The 15,147-nt window shown below is 63.0% G+C and carries 13 protein-coding genes, 1 pseudogene and 1 riboswitch; of the genes and pseudogenes, 3 read left to right on the top strand and 11 right to left on the bottom strand.

Annotation, left to right across the window (positions count from 1 at the left end; genetic code table 11):
• Positions 1 to 4: 4 nt before the first annotated feature.
• Positions 5 to 1,291: an isocitrate lyase gene (gene aceA / locus ABEA06_RS12900; RefSeq protein ID WP_345311738.1), complete on the bottom strand. Its 1,287-nt coding sequence runs from the start codon at positions 1,289 to 1,291 to the stop codon at positions 5 to 7.
• A gap of 164 nt (positions 1,292 to 1,455) precedes the next feature.
• Here aceA and ABEA06_RS12895 point away from each other — a divergent pair, with 164 nt between their 5' ends.
• Positions 1,456 to 3,000 (top strand): helix-turn-helix domain-containing protein, encoded by a 1,545-nt coding sequence (locus tag ABEA06_RS12895; RefSeq protein ID WP_345311737.1) that lies wholly within the window; start codon positions 1,456 to 1,458, stop codon positions 2,998 to 3,000.
• A 138-nt stretch (positions 3,001 to 3,138) separates the two neighbouring features.
• Positions 3,139 to 3,606: a ribonuclease E activity regulator RraA gene (gene rraA, locus ABEA06_RS12890; protein WP_345311736.1), complete on the top strand. Its 468-nt coding sequence runs from the start codon at positions 3,139 to 3,141 to the stop codon at positions 3,604 to 3,606.
• Positions 3,607 to 3,633: 27 nt separating this feature from the next.
• Here rraA and ABEA06_RS12885 read toward each other — a convergent pair whose 3' ends face one another.
• The 9 genes from ABEA06_RS12885 to ABEA06_RS12845 form a co-directional block, all read right to left on the bottom strand.
• On the bottom strand, positions 3,634 to 4,911 hold the full coding sequence (locus ABEA06_RS12885; protein ID WP_345311735.1) for a type II toxin-antitoxin system HipA family toxin: 1,278 nt from the start codon (positions 4,909 to 4,911) through the stop codon (positions 3,634 to 3,636).
• A complete protein-coding gene (locus ABEA06_RS12880; RefSeq protein WP_345311734.1) occupies positions 4,908 to 5,483 on the bottom strand; it encodes a helix-turn-helix domain-containing protein in 576 nt (191 codons plus the stop codon). The genes ABEA06_RS12885 and ABEA06_RS12880 overlap by 4 nt, the downstream gene beginning before the upstream one ends.
• 152 nt (positions 5,484 to 5,635) lie before the next feature.
• Complete coding sequence (locus tag ABEA06_RS12875; RefSeq protein ID WP_095796188.1) at positions 5,636 to 6,421, bottom strand: hypothetical protein; 786 nt, start codon at positions 6,419 to 6,421, stop codon at positions 5,636 to 5,638.
• 312 nt (positions 6,422 to 6,733) lie between these two features.
• Positions 6,734 to 7,600 carry a 3-hydroxyacyl-CoA dehydrogenase family protein gene (locus tag ABEA06_RS12870; RefSeq protein ID WP_129700877.1) on the bottom strand — a complete coding sequence of 289 codons (867 nt, stop codon included), beginning with the start codon at positions 7,598 to 7,600 and terminating at the stop codon, positions 6,734 to 6,736.
• The gene (locus ABEA06_RS12865; RefSeq protein WP_095796190.1) at positions 7,597 to 8,424 is read right to left on the bottom strand and encodes an enoyl-CoA hydratase/isomerase family protein; all 828 of its coding nucleotides are present in this window, start codon (positions 8,422 to 8,424) and stop codon (positions 7,597 to 7,599) included. Before ABEA06_RS12865 ends, ABEA06_RS12870 begins: the two co-directional genes overlap by 4 nt.
• 7 nt (positions 8,425 to 8,431) lie before the next feature.
• A complete protein-coding gene (locus ABEA06_RS12860; protein ID WP_129700879.1) occupies positions 8,432 to 9,655 on the bottom strand; it encodes a thiolase family protein in 1,224 nt (407 codons plus the stop codon).
• A 233-nt stretch (positions 9,656 to 9,888) separates the two neighbouring features.
• Complete coding sequence (locus ABEA06_RS12855) at positions 9,889 to 11,319, bottom strand: MFS transporter (protein WP_345311733.1); 1,431 nt, start codon at positions 11,317 to 11,319, stop codon at positions 9,889 to 9,891.
• A gap of 81 nt (positions 11,320 to 11,400) precedes the next feature.
• On the bottom strand, positions 11,401 to 11,973 hold the full coding sequence (locus ABEA06_RS12850) for a hypothetical protein (protein ID WP_345311732.1): 573 nt from the start codon (positions 11,971 to 11,973) through the stop codon (positions 11,401 to 11,403).
• Between the two features lie 212 nt (positions 11,974 to 12,185).
• Positions 12,186 to 13,397: a cobalamin-independent methionine synthase II family protein gene (locus ABEA06_RS12845; protein WP_345311731.1), complete on the bottom strand. Its 1,212-nt coding sequence runs from the start codon at positions 13,395 to 13,397 to the stop codon at positions 12,186 to 12,188.
• A 13-nt stretch (positions 13,398 to 13,410) separates the two neighbouring features.
• Positions 13,411 to 13,501: riboswitch (SAM riboswitch) on the bottom strand.
• 93 nt (positions 13,502 to 13,594) lie between these two features.
• Here ABEA06_RS12845 and ABEA06_RS12840 point away from each other — a divergent pair.
• Positions 13,595 to 14,090, top strand: a pseudogene (locus ABEA06_RS12840) (SDR family NAD(P)-dependent oxidoreductase).
• Here ABEA06_RS12840 and ABEA06_RS12835 read toward each other — a convergent pair.
• Positions 14,057 to 14,710, bottom strand: coding sequence for a M23 family metallopeptidase (locus tag ABEA06_RS12835; RefSeq protein ID WP_345311730.1), 654 nt, complete (start codon positions 14,708 to 14,710; stop codon positions 14,057 to 14,059). The pseudogene ABEA06_RS12840 and the gene ABEA06_RS12835 sit on opposite strands and share 34 nt — an antisense overlap.
• Positions 14,711 to 15,147 lie beyond the last annotated feature (437 nt).

Raw genomic sequence — 15,147 nt, 5'->3', positions numbered from 1 at the left:
CCGCTTAGAACTGCGCGGTCTCCGTGGAACCCGCCAATGCCGTGGTCGAGGAGTTGGGGTTCACGGCCTGGGACACCAGGTCGAAGTACCCCGTGCCCACCTCGCGCTGATGCTTGGTGGCGGTGTAACCGCGCTCCTCGGCGGCGAACTCGCGCTCCTGCAACTCCACGTAGGAGGTCATCTGGTTGCGGGCGTAACCGTGGGCCAGATCGAACATTGAGTAGTTGAGGGCGTGGAAGCCGGCCAGGGTGATGAACTGGAAGCGGTAGCCCATGGCGGACAGCTCGCGCTGGAACTTGGCGATGGTCTCATCGTCCAGGTGCTTCTTCCAGTTGAAGGACGGTGAGCAGTTGTACGCAAGCATCTGGTCCGGGAAGTCCTCGTGGACGGCGTCGGCGAACGTGCGGGCAAGCTCGAGGTCCGGGGTGCCGGTCTCCATCCAGATCAAATCCGAATACGGTGCGTACGCCTTGGCGCGGGCCACGCAGGGCTCCAGGCCGTTGCGGACCTTGTAGAAGCCCTCGGAGGTGCGCTCGCCGGTGATGAACTCGGCGTCCTGCTCGTCCACGTCGGAGGTGATGAGGGTGGCTGCCTCGGCATCGGTGCGGGCGATGATCAGGGAGGGAACGTCCTCGACATCCGCGGCCAGGCGGGCGGCATTCAGGGTGCGCACGTGCTGCTGCGTGGGAACCAGGACCTTGCCACCCAGGTGGCCGCACTTCTTCTCGGAGGCCAGCTGATCCTCCCAGTGCACTCCCGCCGCGCCGGAATTGATCATGGACTTCATCAACTCAAATGCGTTGAGCGGACCGCCGAAACCGGCCTCCGCGTCCGCCACGATCGGGGCCATCCAGTCATCGACCGTCTTGATGCCCTCGGAATGCTCGATTTGATCCGCGCGGCGCAATGCGTTGTTGATGCGCTGCACCACCTGCGGCACCGAATTGGCGGGGTAGAGCGACTGGTCCGGGTAGGTCTGCCCGGCCAGGTTCGCGTCACCGGCAACCTGCCAGCCGGAAAGATAAATGGCCTTGAGGCCGGCCTTGACCTGCTGAACCGCCTGGTTGCCGGTCAGAGCGCCCAGAGCATTGATGTAATCCTCCGTGTTGAGCAACTGCCAGAGCCGGTCTGCACCGCGACGGGCGAGGGTGTGCTCCTCTCGAAAGGAACCCTGCAGACGCAGGACCTCCTCGGGCGTGTAATCACGGGTGATGCCCAGCCAGCGGGGATTCTCGTCCCAGTCCTGCTGAATTTCCTGGGCAGTGCGCTGATTGGTGTTCATGGGGTTCATAACGGTCTCCTTCGTCCGTGCGATACGACGGCTGTTCGCTGAACTTCCGCCGCTCTGTGCCTTGTGATTACTACTTTGGTGGATTTTCAGCGGACTGCACCCAGAAGTTTGGGTGAAGAAATGCTGTTCTTCCCGTTCTGCCATCTTTTTCGTAAGCTCGTGCCATGGCACCTCGTTCGACGACGCCGCGGGGCCACCGCGCCCGCGCCAGCGCACCGTCCGTTCCGCCCGCCGGTTCCGCCGTCGACGGCGATCCCGCCGACCCCATCGCCGTGGGCAGGCGGATCCGCTATCGCCGCAAAAGGCTCCGTGTGACCCTCGGGCAGCTGGCCGATCAGGTGGGCATGGCGGCGTCGGCGTTGTCCTTGATCGAGAACGGCAAACGGGAACCCAAACTCTCCACGCTCGCGGCGATCGCCAAGGCGCTGGACACCACGGTCGAGCAGCTCATCGGCGCCAAAGCGCCGTCCAAGCGCATGGAGCTGGAGATCGAAGTGGAGCGCGTGCAGCGCGGACCCATGTACTCGTCGCTGGGGCTGCCGTCCGTGCGGGTGGGGCCGGGCCTGAGCACCGAGGCGCTCGAGGCGATCGTGGCCCTGCAACGGCAACTCGCCCACCGATTGGATGAGCAGGCGGCCACCCCTGAGGAGGCCCGGCGTGCCAACACGGATCTGCGGGCCAGGATGCAGAAACTCGACAACTATTTCGAACGCATCGAGACGATGGCCGGGGAGCTGCTGGGGGCCATCGGCCACGGCGGTGGGCCACTGTCCGAGCACCACATCTCATCGCTGGTCTCCCACGTGGGGTTCGAGATCCACCAGGTTCCGGATCTGCCCCACTCCACGCGCTCCGTCACGGACCTGCAGAACAAACGCTTCTACCTCCCGGCCCGCTCCGGTATTGGTTCCACGTGGTCGGTGTTGCTGCAAGCCGTGGGGCATTTGCTGCTCGAGCATTCGCGGCCGTCCAGCTACGGTGAGTTCCTGGAACAGCGGGTGGAAACCAATTATTTCGCGGCGGCGCTGATGATCCCTGAGACCTCGGCCGTGAGCATGCTTGCGGAGTCCAAGGCCCGCCGGGAGCTGTCCGTGGATGACCTGCGCGACGCCTTCGCCGTGTCCCACGAGACCGCAGCACACCGCATGACCAACTTGATGACCCATCATTTCGGGATCCCCACGCACTTCGAGAAGGTGCATTCGTCCGGGATCATCCACAAGGCCTGGTCCAATGACGGCATCCTGTTTCCCACCGACCACACCGGGGCCGTGGAGGGCCAGCGGGCGTGCCGGTATTTCTCCGCGCGTCAGGCGTTCTCCGCGACCAACCGGCTGTTGACGCACTTCCAGTACACGGACACCCCCGCCGGAACCTTCTGGTGTTCGGCGCGGGTGGAGCGGTCCACGGACGGCGAGTTCTCCATTGCTTTCGGGGTGCCCTACGAGCACGTCAAGTGGTTCCGCAACAGGGACACCACCGTGCGCAAGCAGTCCACCTGCCCCGACCCCACGTGCTGCCAAGATCCGCCCGGCGCGCTCGCGGACACGTGGGACGGCCAGTCCTGGCCATCCGCCCGGCCCGCGACTCACATGCTCGCGGCCATGCCCGCCGGTGCCTTCCCGGGCGTGGACGAGACCGAGGTCTACCGCTTCCTGCAGCGTCACCAGCCCGCGCCCACCATTGATCCGGACGGCGAGCTCACGTAGCCTCCAGAACAATCCCGCCGACGACGCCGCTCACGCGCCTCGAAGCCGTAGCTCACGTTTTCGTGACCTTGGCACCCGCGAGTAGAGCGCCGTCGGCGACCCGTGTTTCACGTAATTTCTGCCGACGAAAGGCGACCCATGAGCTTTGCGACCGCTGACCTGTACGACCAGCACGGCGAGGACCTGCAGTCCGTGACCACCCAGATGATCTCGGTGGGTGGTGTACACCGGTTCACCGGCCCCATCCGGACCGTGCGCTGCTTCGAGTCGAACGTGGAGGTCAAGAAGCTCGTGGCCACCCCGGGCGAGGGCGCTGTGCTGGTGATCGACGGCCAGGGATCCATGAACCGCGCGCTGCTGGGCGACAACGTGGCCCGCACCGCCATGGAGAACGGCTGGGCCGGCGTGATCGTCAACGCCCCCGTGCGCGACCGCGTGGAACTGGGCACGCTGCAGATCGGCGTCAAGGCGCTGGGGACCAATCCGCGGAAATCAGAGCCCAATGACTCCGGTGAGACGGATGTGATCGTGAACTTCGGTGGGGTGACCTTCCGCCCCGGCAAGACGGTGTGGGCCGATGAGGACGGGATCCTCGTGGAGCGGTGAGTCTGGGCTCAGGGTACTGTCGTGGAACTAGCGATCGAGAAGGGTAATCGTAGTTTCACACAAAGACTTGACCGTTGGAAGTAGTCGATCAGGCAGTTGACTGCCGGTAACCGCATGACGTTCTTCGGAGATGACTTCTTCTAGAGCATCAGGAATCATCATTGCGAGCACCCGCACAGTTGCCAGGAGCCATTGCCCATCAACTTTGGCTTCTGCGGCGAATTTGGCCCAGTGTCTGTGTGCAACTCGTCCGAACCGCCGCTCACCGCCTATGGCCATGGCAGCGTTTCGTAGCCCGTCCTTTTTATCGGGGAATCCGTTTTCATTCTTGTACTCGTAAGGTAAGCCAGAGGCTACGTCGTATAGCGGGGCAAGGGCCACTACATCCGGTGCAAGAATTATCGAATAGTTCTTTGCGTGCGCATCTGGCGCACCGATTAGATAGTTCCCTATCAACCCTTCGATGAACCGCAGGACCTCGCTTTCCTCTGCACCCGCCCGGCGTAGGGTTCGGACAATTGACAGTGCGCTTGGACCCTGTTGAGCTTCGTATTTCTTGGTCGGTAGGGTCGATGTTGCCTGACAGAAGTCTTCTTGATGGATGCGAAGCACTCTGCCATCGATTGTCATCCGGTCGTAGCGTTCCACAACAATGGCATTTGTGCCGTCGAATTGCATATACCTTGAGTTGGCAACCGTGAGCCCAACTTTCGAGAGTGTTCGGAGCGAAAGATGCTCATTGAGCGCTTGGTCTCGAAAATCATGAATGCCAGGTTTAAAAATGTGAGTGGTTGGCTCCGCCCCCGTTGCTTCGAACCACCCGTCGTCCCAGCGCAAGGCAAACTTCGATTGTGCTCCTGCTAACGACCAGCGTTCTCTGTCAACAAGCCAGGACCCCTTGGGCTGAGAGATTAGTGCGCGTAGGCGCTCACCAACCTCGCGTTCTGTGCACGGAATCAAGTTACCTTTACTTTGCCGAGCTGAATCCAGTTCATCTGGGCGTGCAAACTGGATAGCACCTGCGCACTCCAATCCAATGTGTTCCAGGAGCGCGAACGGATTTCCAGAAGAGATACCGAAATTGTGGGCTAGAGCCTCCCTTACGCCTTCTCCTTCTGGCAGAAGACCCTCAATGAACGCGTCAGTCGCCCGTCTCGGGTATGGGGCCAGGCGGTACGGCAATGCCACGGAGACCTCTAAGGCGGGGTCCGAGTCTTTGAGGTATTGGAACGTTCGGTTCCCTTGCGGGCTTTGAATCAGAACACCGACTACTTCTCCATGGAGCAGCACAAGCAATTCTTTCATCCTGCATCATCCTGCTTCGGATGATCGTCAGGGAGTGTGTTGCCGGTGATCTTGGTCGCTTGGCGGATGGTTTCGAGGAGCTCGGGTGGGAGCTGGGCGGCTTGGCGCATGGTTTCGAGGAGCTCAGGCCGAACCTGGGCAGCTTGCCGCACGACGTCGAGTGTGGTGCGTGACGGCGCCGAATATTGACGCATGATGTTCAATGCTTTTCGAGCTTCAGATGTGGTTGAGTCTCTGATCTTTTGCGCAGATACGGTGCCCGGGGTGGAGGCCTTAGCTTGTGGTGGTCCTGCCTCGTCTTGCTCTGGCTGCTCGATTAGCTGGATGGAGAGATCTAGGGCTCGCAAGACCGCGAGCACTTTGCTTAGCTCGGCTCCCGTCCGTGCCCCTTGTTCGAGGCCGATCAGCCACTTGCGGGAGACTCCGGCGCTTGTTGCCAGCGAGGCCTGAGTCAGTCCGGCACGGGTGCGAGCGTCGTGGATTGCTGCGCCTAGTTGGCGTCCTGTTGTGATAGCTCGGTTCCCCATGATGTGAACGTACCACCACATGATTATTTGTGCACGTATCGTCACATTCTGTAGTGTGAAGGTGCTGTCACATTATCCAATGTCCATGCAGTTGATTTTTGACGGCTGCTCCCCAGCCAAAATCAGGACTGCGGCCCCGCTTCGTGTGAAGTGGGGCCGCAGTCTTATTCGGGGGAGCGAGCTGCCGCTCAGCACATTTACTGTTCGGGAACCAGAGCCTGGCCGTCCCAGACGTAGTTCACGGTTTCCCCGGTCTCCCGGCCTTCGCCCTCCAGGGTCTTCTGAATCACAGTGGGTTCTCCGTCCTCACTGATTTTCAGATCAGCATTGGAGAACGGGGTCTTTACTGCACCCTCACCCGGGGGCATGGTGCCGTTGGAGTCGTAGCCCTGATCGGTGGGCGTCAACACGGTCACACCCTTGTCATAGGAGAGGTACACATTGCCGTACTTGTCCACGTTGGAGCCGTTGTTGAGCTCCCACTTCTGGCCACCCAGGGAGGGGGAAGTGCCGAAGGACACCACGGGGCTGCTGTCTTCCGATCCCACGTAACCCACGGGCTGACCGTTCTGGTACAGAGCGTATGAAGCCAGACCGGTGCTGGGCGCAGCGCCCTCGGGGCTCGTGACCTCGTGATAGGTCACGACCTCCATGGCACCGAACTTGGGGTGCTCCACGGGGATGCGTCCGGTTTCAGTGCACTGGCCAGCGCACGGATCGGCTACTGCAGGCAGCTGTTCTGCGCCGTCGGATTGCTCACCGGTTGCGGTTGAAGCCGGGTCTGCGCCGGGTGTCGCAGATTCGGTGCCCTGTGCGGGCTCCTCAGTGCCAGAACCGTGAGCGGTCTGAGCCGCGGGGCTGGTGGTTCCTTCCGCGCTGTCCGCTGCGGGGCTCGCGGTGGCCTCGGTATCGGCCTGGCCGCAGCCCACCAGTAGCGGGATGGAGAGAGCAGTTGCGGTGATGGCAGTAGCTTTCTTGTTCATGATCCTGACCTCCTTGGAGGTGGTTGCCGTTCAGGTCACAACCCACACTTCCCGGGGTGATTTGCGAATGCAATACGTCGTGACGGAATCGTGATCCGCTGCTCAGCCCCTCGGGCTGCCGTGTCGAGCGGGGGAATCCGCTTCCCCGCGCGGCTGACAGCAGCAGCTAACTATTAACCAATGCAAACGAAAAGCCCCGGTGGATAGTTCATGTATGAACTATCCACCGGGGATGGTGCGATGTGCCCGTGGGGCGGGCCGAGCGGCGTCGTCGGGCGGGAATCCAGCTATGCCGGAGAACCCGAGACGAGGCTACGAGTAGTCGTAGAAACCCTTGCCGGATTTCTTGCCCAGCTCGCCGCGCTCAACCATGTCGCGCATGAGCTGCGGCGGTGCGAAGCGGGGGCCGAGCTTGGATTCGAGGTACTCCGCGATGCCCAAGCGCACGTCCAGACCCACGATGTCCGTGAGCGCGAGTGGGCCCATGGGGTGCTTGTAGCCGAGCACCATGGCGTTGTCGATGTCCTCGGCGGAGGCCACACCCTCTTCGACCATGCGAATAGCCTCGAGGCCCAGCGCTACGCCCAGGCGGGAGGAAGCGAAACCGGGGGCGTCATTCACGGTGACCGGGGTCTTGCCGATGCCGGCGACCCACTCGAGGGTCAGCTTCTGCAGCTCATCGCTGGTCTGCTGTCCGATCACGATCTCCACGAGCTTGGAGGCCGGAACCGGGTTGAAGAAGTGCAGGCCGCAGAAGCGCTCGGGGTGCTTGAGTTCGGCGGCCAGCCCGTCCACGGACAGCGAGGACGTGTTGGTGGCCAGCCAAGCGCTCTCGGAGAGGTTCGCCTCGACCTGCTGCAGCGAGGAAACCTTGAGGTCCCAGATCTCGGGAACGGCCTCAATGACCAGCTCGCACTCGGAGAAATCGGAGTGGTTCAGGCTCACGGAGAGGTTCTCGGCCCACTTGTCCAGGTTGCCGTCGATCTTGCCGCGCTCAAGCGACTTGGCAAGGTCGGATTCGATGCGCTCCTTGGCAGACGCGGCCGCCTGGGGATTCGCCTCGACCACGGTGACGTTGGAGCCGGAGATCAGGAACGCGTGCGCGATACCCGCACCCATGCGGCCACCGCCCAGCACGCCCACCTTGGCGGGAACAGTGCCCTTGGTCTCTTCGCTCATTTCTTGTTCTCCTTCTTCCGGTCCAGGAACGCCTGCATCCGGTCAAACTTGGCTTGGGATTCGAACAGGATCGCCTGCGCGAGTTCGTCCACGTGCGGGTGGGACTCGCGCGGCATGTGGAACACGCGCTTGGACACGCGCACGGCCAGCGGGTCCTGCTTGCCGATGCGGTCGGCCAGCGCGTGCGCGGCATTCACCAGTTCAGCCGGTTCGTGAATTTCGGTGATCAGGTGCGCGGCCAAGGCTTCTTCCGCGTTGAGAATCCGCCCGGCCAAAACGATCTCCTTGGCCACCGGTTCACCCGCGAGTTCCTTGATGCGCCACAGGGCACCCGCAGCGGCGATGATGCCCAGGCCGGTTTCCGGCTGGCCGATCTTCACGTACGGGGTTCCCAAGCGGAAATCCGCGGCCCACGCGAGTTCCGCACCGCCACCCAGCGCGTAGCCGTCCAGCGCAGCGATCACGGGCATGGGCAGTTTGGCGATCCGGTCGAAAATCTGCGAATTCACCCCGCGCAGCGCATCCTCACGACGCCGCTCGCGCAGCTGCGCTATATCCGCACCCGAGGCGAAAATCCCCTTGCCGTTCACTTCCGTGCCGGACAGGATCATGATCTTCGGGTTGCGTTCCAGGTAGCCGCACACGGTGTGCAGCTCGTCAACCATGGTCTGGTCGATCGCGTTGCGCACGTCCGGGCGGTCCAGGATCACGTGCAGGCGGTCCGGGGTTTCTTCCAGACGGATGGCGCTGAAGTCACCCTGCAGGATCTGCTGATTCGCTTCGGCTTGATTCTTACCGTTCGACGACGTCGCGTGCTCGCTCATGCGGGCATCACACCTTCTCCACGAGCATGGCAGCACCCTGGCCCACGCCGATACACATGGTGGCCAGACCCTTGTCCGCGTTCTCGCGTTCCATGCGGCCCAGCAGGGTGATCACGATGCGCGAGCCGGAGGAGCCCAGCGGGTGGCCCAGGGCGATGGCACCGCCGTCGCGGTTGACGATGTCCGGGTTCAAACCAAGACGGCGGATCGAGGCCAGGGACTGGCTGGCAAAGGCTTCGTTGATCTCGGCGGCCCCGAGGTCATCCACGGTCCAGCCCGCACGCTTGAGGACCTTCTCTGTGGCGGGGACCGGGCCCAGGCCCATAATCTCGGGAGCCAGCCCGGCGGAAGCACCGTCGATCACGCGGGCACGGGCCTTCAAACCGTATTTCTCGATGGCGCTCTCGGAGGCCACGATGATGGCGGAGGCGCCGTCGTTGAGGGATGAGGCGTTACCGGCCGTGACTACGGAACCGCCCTTGACTACGGGGCGCAACTTAGCCAGGACGTCCGGGGTAGAGCCGGCTCGAGGACCCTCGTCGGTGTCAACGGTGGTGACGGCACCCTTGCGGCCCTTGACCTCGACCGGCACGATTTCGTCCTTGAAGCGGCCGGCCTCAATGGCCTTGATGGCCTTTGCGTGGGACTCGGCGGCGAATTCGTCGCAGTCCTCACGGGAGATGTTGTCCACGCGGGCCACTTCCTCTGCAGTTTCCGGCATGGAGTAGGTGGCCTTGCCGTCGCGGGAGAGCGGGCCGTCCTCGAACTTCTCGTTCACGAAGCGCCAGCCGATGGAGGTGTCGAAGGCTTCGCCGGGCTTGGCGAACGCGGTCTTGGGCTTCTCGACAACCCACGGGGCACGGGACATGGACTCCACGCCACCGGCAATCACGATGTCAGCCGCGCCGGACTTGATCATTTGGGAGGCGATGGTGATCGCGGACATGCCGGACGCGCACAAACGGTTCACGGTGATGCCGGGCACGGTGTCCGGGTAGCCGGCCAACAGCCACGCCATGCGGGCCACATTGCGGTTTTCTTCACCGGCGCCGTTGGCGTTACCGAGGATGACCTCGTCAACGGCTGCGGGATCGATGCCGGCGGCTTCGACCACGGACTTGATGCAGAGGGCGGCCATGTCGTCAGGGCGAACGGAGGACAGTGCCCCGCCGTACCGACCTACAGGGGTGCGGGCCCCTCCGACTAGAAAAGCTTGCGGCATCGTGGACATGCTGTCTCCTTCACAGGGGCAATAACTGACCGATCGTTCATCTAAGATTCCACGATTTTGTGAGCCACGTCAATACGCTCGACCAGGTTTGTGTCCCTTACGCGCTGTGATGTCATGGGCGTTTTGGTCTCTGACGTCTGGTCCGGAGTGGGGCCACGGGCGAATGCGACGTGGCCGGAGTCCCGAGGGGTCCGGCCACGTCAGCTATTCAGTTATGTGCAGGGTGTGGAACCTTAGGCGCGGTGCTGCGCGTTGGTGGGCTCCATGTCCTCGGGCAGCACCGGGGGAACATCTTCTCCCGGGTGCTTGGCAATGAATTCCTCGTGTACCTCTTCAATGTGCAGGTCGCGGCCCTGGTCCGACTTGCGGACAAAGCACACGGCTGTGAAGGACACAATGGAGAGTAGGGCGATGTAGAGGCCGATTGTCCAGGACTGGCCGGTCTCGTTCAACAGCAACTGGGCGACCAGGGGGGCGAAGGCGCCACCGATGATGGAACCCAACGCATAGCCGATCGAAATCCCCGAGTAGCGGACACGCGCCGGGAACATCTCTGCGTACATTGCGGACTGCGGACCGTAGGACGGGCCCAGGCCGATGGTGAGGATGAAGATCGCCGCGGCGAACAGTGGCAATGAACCGGTGTCCATCATGAACCACATGGGGATCGCCCACAGGATGATGAACCCATAACCGAGCTGGAAGGTCAGCTTTCGACCGATCCTGTCGGACATCCAACCGCCGAGCATCGTGAAGATCAACCAGCCCACACCGCCGACGAGTGAAGCAATCAGCGTTTCGGACCGCTCCATACCTAGTGACTTGGCACCGTAAGAGGCGAAGAACGCGATGACCAGGTAACCAGCCGCGTTGTTGGCTGCGAAGATCAGGGCGGCCAGGGTCACTTCGCGCTTGTTGGTGCGGAACAACTGACCCAGGGGCGCAGAGGATTCCTTGGCGCGCTGTTGCATGGCAACGAACACGGGGGATTCGTCCACTGCGCGACGAATCGCGTAGCCGACGCCGATCAGAACAACGGAGAACAGGAACGGAACACGCCAGCCCCAGGACTCGAACTGCTCGGGGGTCAGCATGGATGTCAGGCCGAACATGAACAGGGTGGCCAGCAGCATGCCCAGGGGCACACCGATCTGCGGGTAGGCGCCGAACAGGCCGCGCTTGTGGTTGGGTGCGTGCTCAACAGCCATCAGCGCAGCGCCGCCCCATTCACCACCGGCGGAAAAGCCTTGCAGGACGCGCAGGAGCAGCAGAATGATGGGTGCGGCAATGCCGATCTGCTGATACGTGGGAAGCAGGCCGATCAACGTGGTGGCCGCGCCCATGCCGAACAAGGTCAAAACGAGCGTGATCTTGCGGCCGTACTTGTCACCGATGTGACCGGCAACAATGGCACCCAGCGGGCGGAAGAGGAAGCTGATGCCCAAGGAGGCCCAGGCAACGATTTGCCCCACGGCTGGGTTCTCTGCGCCCGCCGGGTTGAAATAGTGCGTGGCCAGGATGAAGGCGGCCGCCTGAGCGTAAATGAAGAAGTCGTACCACTCGATGGTGGTGCCCACCAGGGTTCCGGCGAGAACCTTGCGTTCTTCGCGGGACATGGTGTGCGCCTGCTGCTGTGCGGGCGGGGAAGCTGCGTTTGTAGCCATGGAAGCTCCAGGATCATGAGTTGCGCGGTCCGGGCCCGGCAAGGTCTGTGATTACTGACCGAATGGTCGTTGGATTAGATACTACTGGTGATCGTGACTGGCGTCACCAGTTGTGTAGAAAAAAGTATCAACCGTGACCAAAAAGTTGTCAAAGATTTGACAAAAGTATGTCGGTGCCGGGTCTCGAGGAGCTGCTGACCAGGCCGTTCCCCCGCGCCCGGGGTCCGGGCTATCCGCAGGTGCCAGGCGAGGTCCAGAAAGCGTTCCCTGCCGTCCAGCATCACCAGCGGATTCATGCTGGGCGGAGGACCAGGTTCGTTCTACAGCCTGGCTCAGAAGCCTGGCGATCCGTTCTGCAGACCGAGAGCGCGGAGGAAGCAGGGAAAGAGCCCGAACGATTTCTTCACGGTCGAAGGGCTTCAACCAGATCCTCTCGGCGACTTGGATCCGGTGCGCCAAGAGATAGTCCAGGCAGGCAATGATTCGCCACGACGACAAATACGACGCCGTCACGGTGAGCGCCTCGACCGGATGCGTGAGTGCGCTGCCTGACGGCCCCAGGAACGGGTTCAGTCCGTAGGGCTGGGTGAGCCTGGCGCCGCCCAGCTCCGAGGTGGGCCGGTGATACTTCCAGGCCAGGTGGGGCGTAATCATGGCGCTATTCAACTGTGGGCAACACATCCGGCAGCGGATCGAGACTCAGGGCGCGAGCGGCTTTCATGACCGCGACTGTAAGCGGTCACGCAATCCGGCGGCTCGGGTTATTCACAGGCTGCCGGGCCGGCCGTCTTTGAGGCCCAGTGGGCGCGGTGCAGGCGGCGCGAGCGGCGTCGTCGGCGAACCGACGACGTCGCTCGCGAACCCCGCTAGAACAAGCGCTCGGTCGCGAGGCGCGCGCCTTCGACCAGGGACTCGAGCTTGGCCAGCGCGATCGAGGGGTGGAGGCGACCGCCCAGGCCGCAGTCGGTGGAGGCGACGACATTTTCGCGACCCACCACGGACGCGTACTGCTCGATGCGGTCGGCCACGAGTTCAGGGTGCTCGACCACGTTGGTCGAGTGGGAGACGAAGCCGGGGTAAACCACCTTGCCCTCGGGGAGCGAGTGGTCCTTCCAGACCTTCCACTCGTGACCGTGGCGGGGGCTGGACGCCTCGAAACTGTAGCCGCCGGCGTTGATCGTGAGCATGAGGTCCACCAGGTACTTGAACTCGAGGTCCGTGGTGTGCGGGCCGTGCCACGAACCCCAGCACAGGTGGAAGCGGATCTGGTCCTCGGGCAGGTCGCGCAGGGCGTAGTTGAGGGCGTCCACGCGGACCTTGGTGAAGGCCAGGTAGTCCTCCACGGTGGGTTCGGGGTTGATCTGGTCCCAGGACTCGGCGATGGAGGGATCGTCGATCTGGACGGTCAGTCCGGCGTCGACAATGGCCTTGTACTCCTCGCGCATCGCGTCCGCGCAGGCGTACACGAGCTCTTCATCGGTCGAGTAGTACTCGTTGCGCACGCGCGCGCACGAACCCGGGGACAGGGCGGCCACGAAACCCTGCTGGGCTCCGGTCTCGGCCATCGCGTCCTTAAGGCGGCGGATGTCACCGACCACGGCGTCCTGCCCGGTGTAAGTCAGCGGGCCCGTGATCTTGGGCTGGGCCACGGAGGCGCGGTGAGCCAGAACGCCCGCGGTGGGGTCTTCGTACGCGTCGCGGAAGCGAGCGCGGTCGCGGCGGTCCGGGAAGCTCGTCAGCACGATGTTGCCGGGGGAGGAGCGCTTGACCTCGGCATCCTTCCAGCGGTCCTCGTTGGTGGGGGTCAGCCCGCCCAAGCGTGAGAACGAGTAATTCCACCACGCGCCGTAATCCACGGAGGAGGACATGGTGTGGCCGTATTCGCCGTCGTTGACAATGTCCAGGCCGATTTCACGCTGCTTGCGGACGATGTCGATCACGCCCGTGTCCAGCGCAGCGTCCAACTCCTGCGCGGTGGCCTCCCCTTCCTGGAAGCGCCCATTGGCCTCCAGCAGATCGGGGGTGCGGGGCAGCGATCCCACGTGGGTGGTCTGAATGTGGTCGGTGTTCTGAGGCATGAACTAGCAGTCCTTTCCATCGGTCCTGGCGGTAGCACCGTGGGCTGAATCCCGGGTTGCTGCGACGTCGACGAGCCAGATCTCTCGGCCGCTCTGGATGGTTACCCACTCATCAAACATCATGGGTGGGTGGTCGGGCCAATTGTGGCGCGCGTAATGTGCGGGACGTAGGTCACCCACTACTGAGGAGCCGGGGCATGTCGGAGAGCACTCTCACGGGCAAAAAGGCCCTGGTCGCCGGCGGCGCGAGTGGCATTGGCGCCGCAGCGGTCCGCGCTCTCGCCCAGCGCGGTGCCCATGTGATCGTGGCTGACATCGATCCCGCCGACTTCCACCGGATCCTCACGCTCATGCTCGAGTCCCCGTTCCTGCTGATCCGCGCCGTGCTGCCCCACATGTACGAGCGGGAATGGGGCCGAATCATCAACGTATCCTCGGTCCACGGTCTGCCCGCCTCGGCGTTCAAATCCGCGTATGTCGCCGCGAAGCACGGCGTGGAGGGGCTGTCCAAGGCCGTGGCCTTGGAGGGTGACCAGCAACTGCGTGAACCCCAGTTACGTGCGGACTCCGCTGGTCGACAAACGAATCAAGGACCAGGTCGCAACGCACGGGATCCCCGAAGAGGAAGTGGTCAAGAAGATCATGCTCACCGGCGCCGCCTACACGATGGACGGCGGTTGGACGGCGTCCTGATCGGAGTGATGAGGTCGGCAGTCAATGATCTGCCCGTTCCGGGGTAGGCCACCGGGGAATGACAGAGGTAGGCCAACGGCACGCTCGAACTCCAGGGAGTCAACCGCTTGCACGTGCACGTGGGGCTCGGTGCTGTTGCCAGAATTTCCGAACTCAGCCACCTGGGCCCCGATCTGAATGTCTTGACCGAGACGCACCCTGACGCTCCCCCATCGTAGATGGCACAGGGCAACGTAACGGCCGCTTCGTGATTCCTGAATCACCACGTAGTTGCCTGCCAAGGTGCCCCACCCGGCGGCAGCGCGGCGAGCCTGGGTGAGCGCGTAACCCATGGAGGACAAGCCGCGGTAGGCCGCGTGATCCTCGGCGTGGTCGTCCGACAGCACCACCGTGCCAGTCACAGGGGAGATGACCGGTTGCCCGAAGCCGATGAAGTTCTCTGGTGCCTCCGGGCGCCACAATGATCCGGCCGAGAAGCGGGCCGAGCGATTCTCTCGATCCACCGGTACGAAATCGATGGCAAATGCCGTGCCGAACAGGTCGGTTCCATGACTCGGTACTCGGTTCGCGGGGCTGTTCTGGACCAGGCAGCGCCCGTGGAACGGATAGTCGAGTTCCATGGCATTTATTCTTCCGCGCTCGACTTCTCATGGGAATAGGCGACGACGCCGCTCGCGCACCCCGGCATGTGCGGCGGCTCGGGGCGTGCAGCGCCGGCACACCATTTCGTCAGGGGTTACGGCAAAGTAGCTGGCCCTACTGTGCAGTAAGTTCCCCCCCCAAATGGTCTGAGCCCGTAAGCTTCCACGACGATGCCGCTCCTCCCGGGGCCCGTGAGGGCGATCGTCACGGTGGGCGAAGCAGGTTGTGATTTCCGGATTGTGGGGAGCTGAGCTCCGATTGGCCTGTTCTCGTTGACCAGTGTGTAGGCGTTTTCTAGTCTGAGGTGGAGATCACGCACGACGATTGGTGCTGCCCATCCTGGCCCCGGCGTGACCGAAACAGAAATAGCAGTGAAGACCGAAGCGAAGTACCGGGTTGAGCTGTTGAACGTCGC

This window comes from Kocuria gwangalliensis (assembly GCF_039544365.1).
Classification (GTDB): domain Bacteria; phylum Actinomycetota; class Actinomycetes; order Actinomycetales; family Micrococcaceae; genus Kocuria; species Kocuria gwangalliensis.
This window is presented reverse-complemented; position numbering and strand designations above follow the sequence as displayed.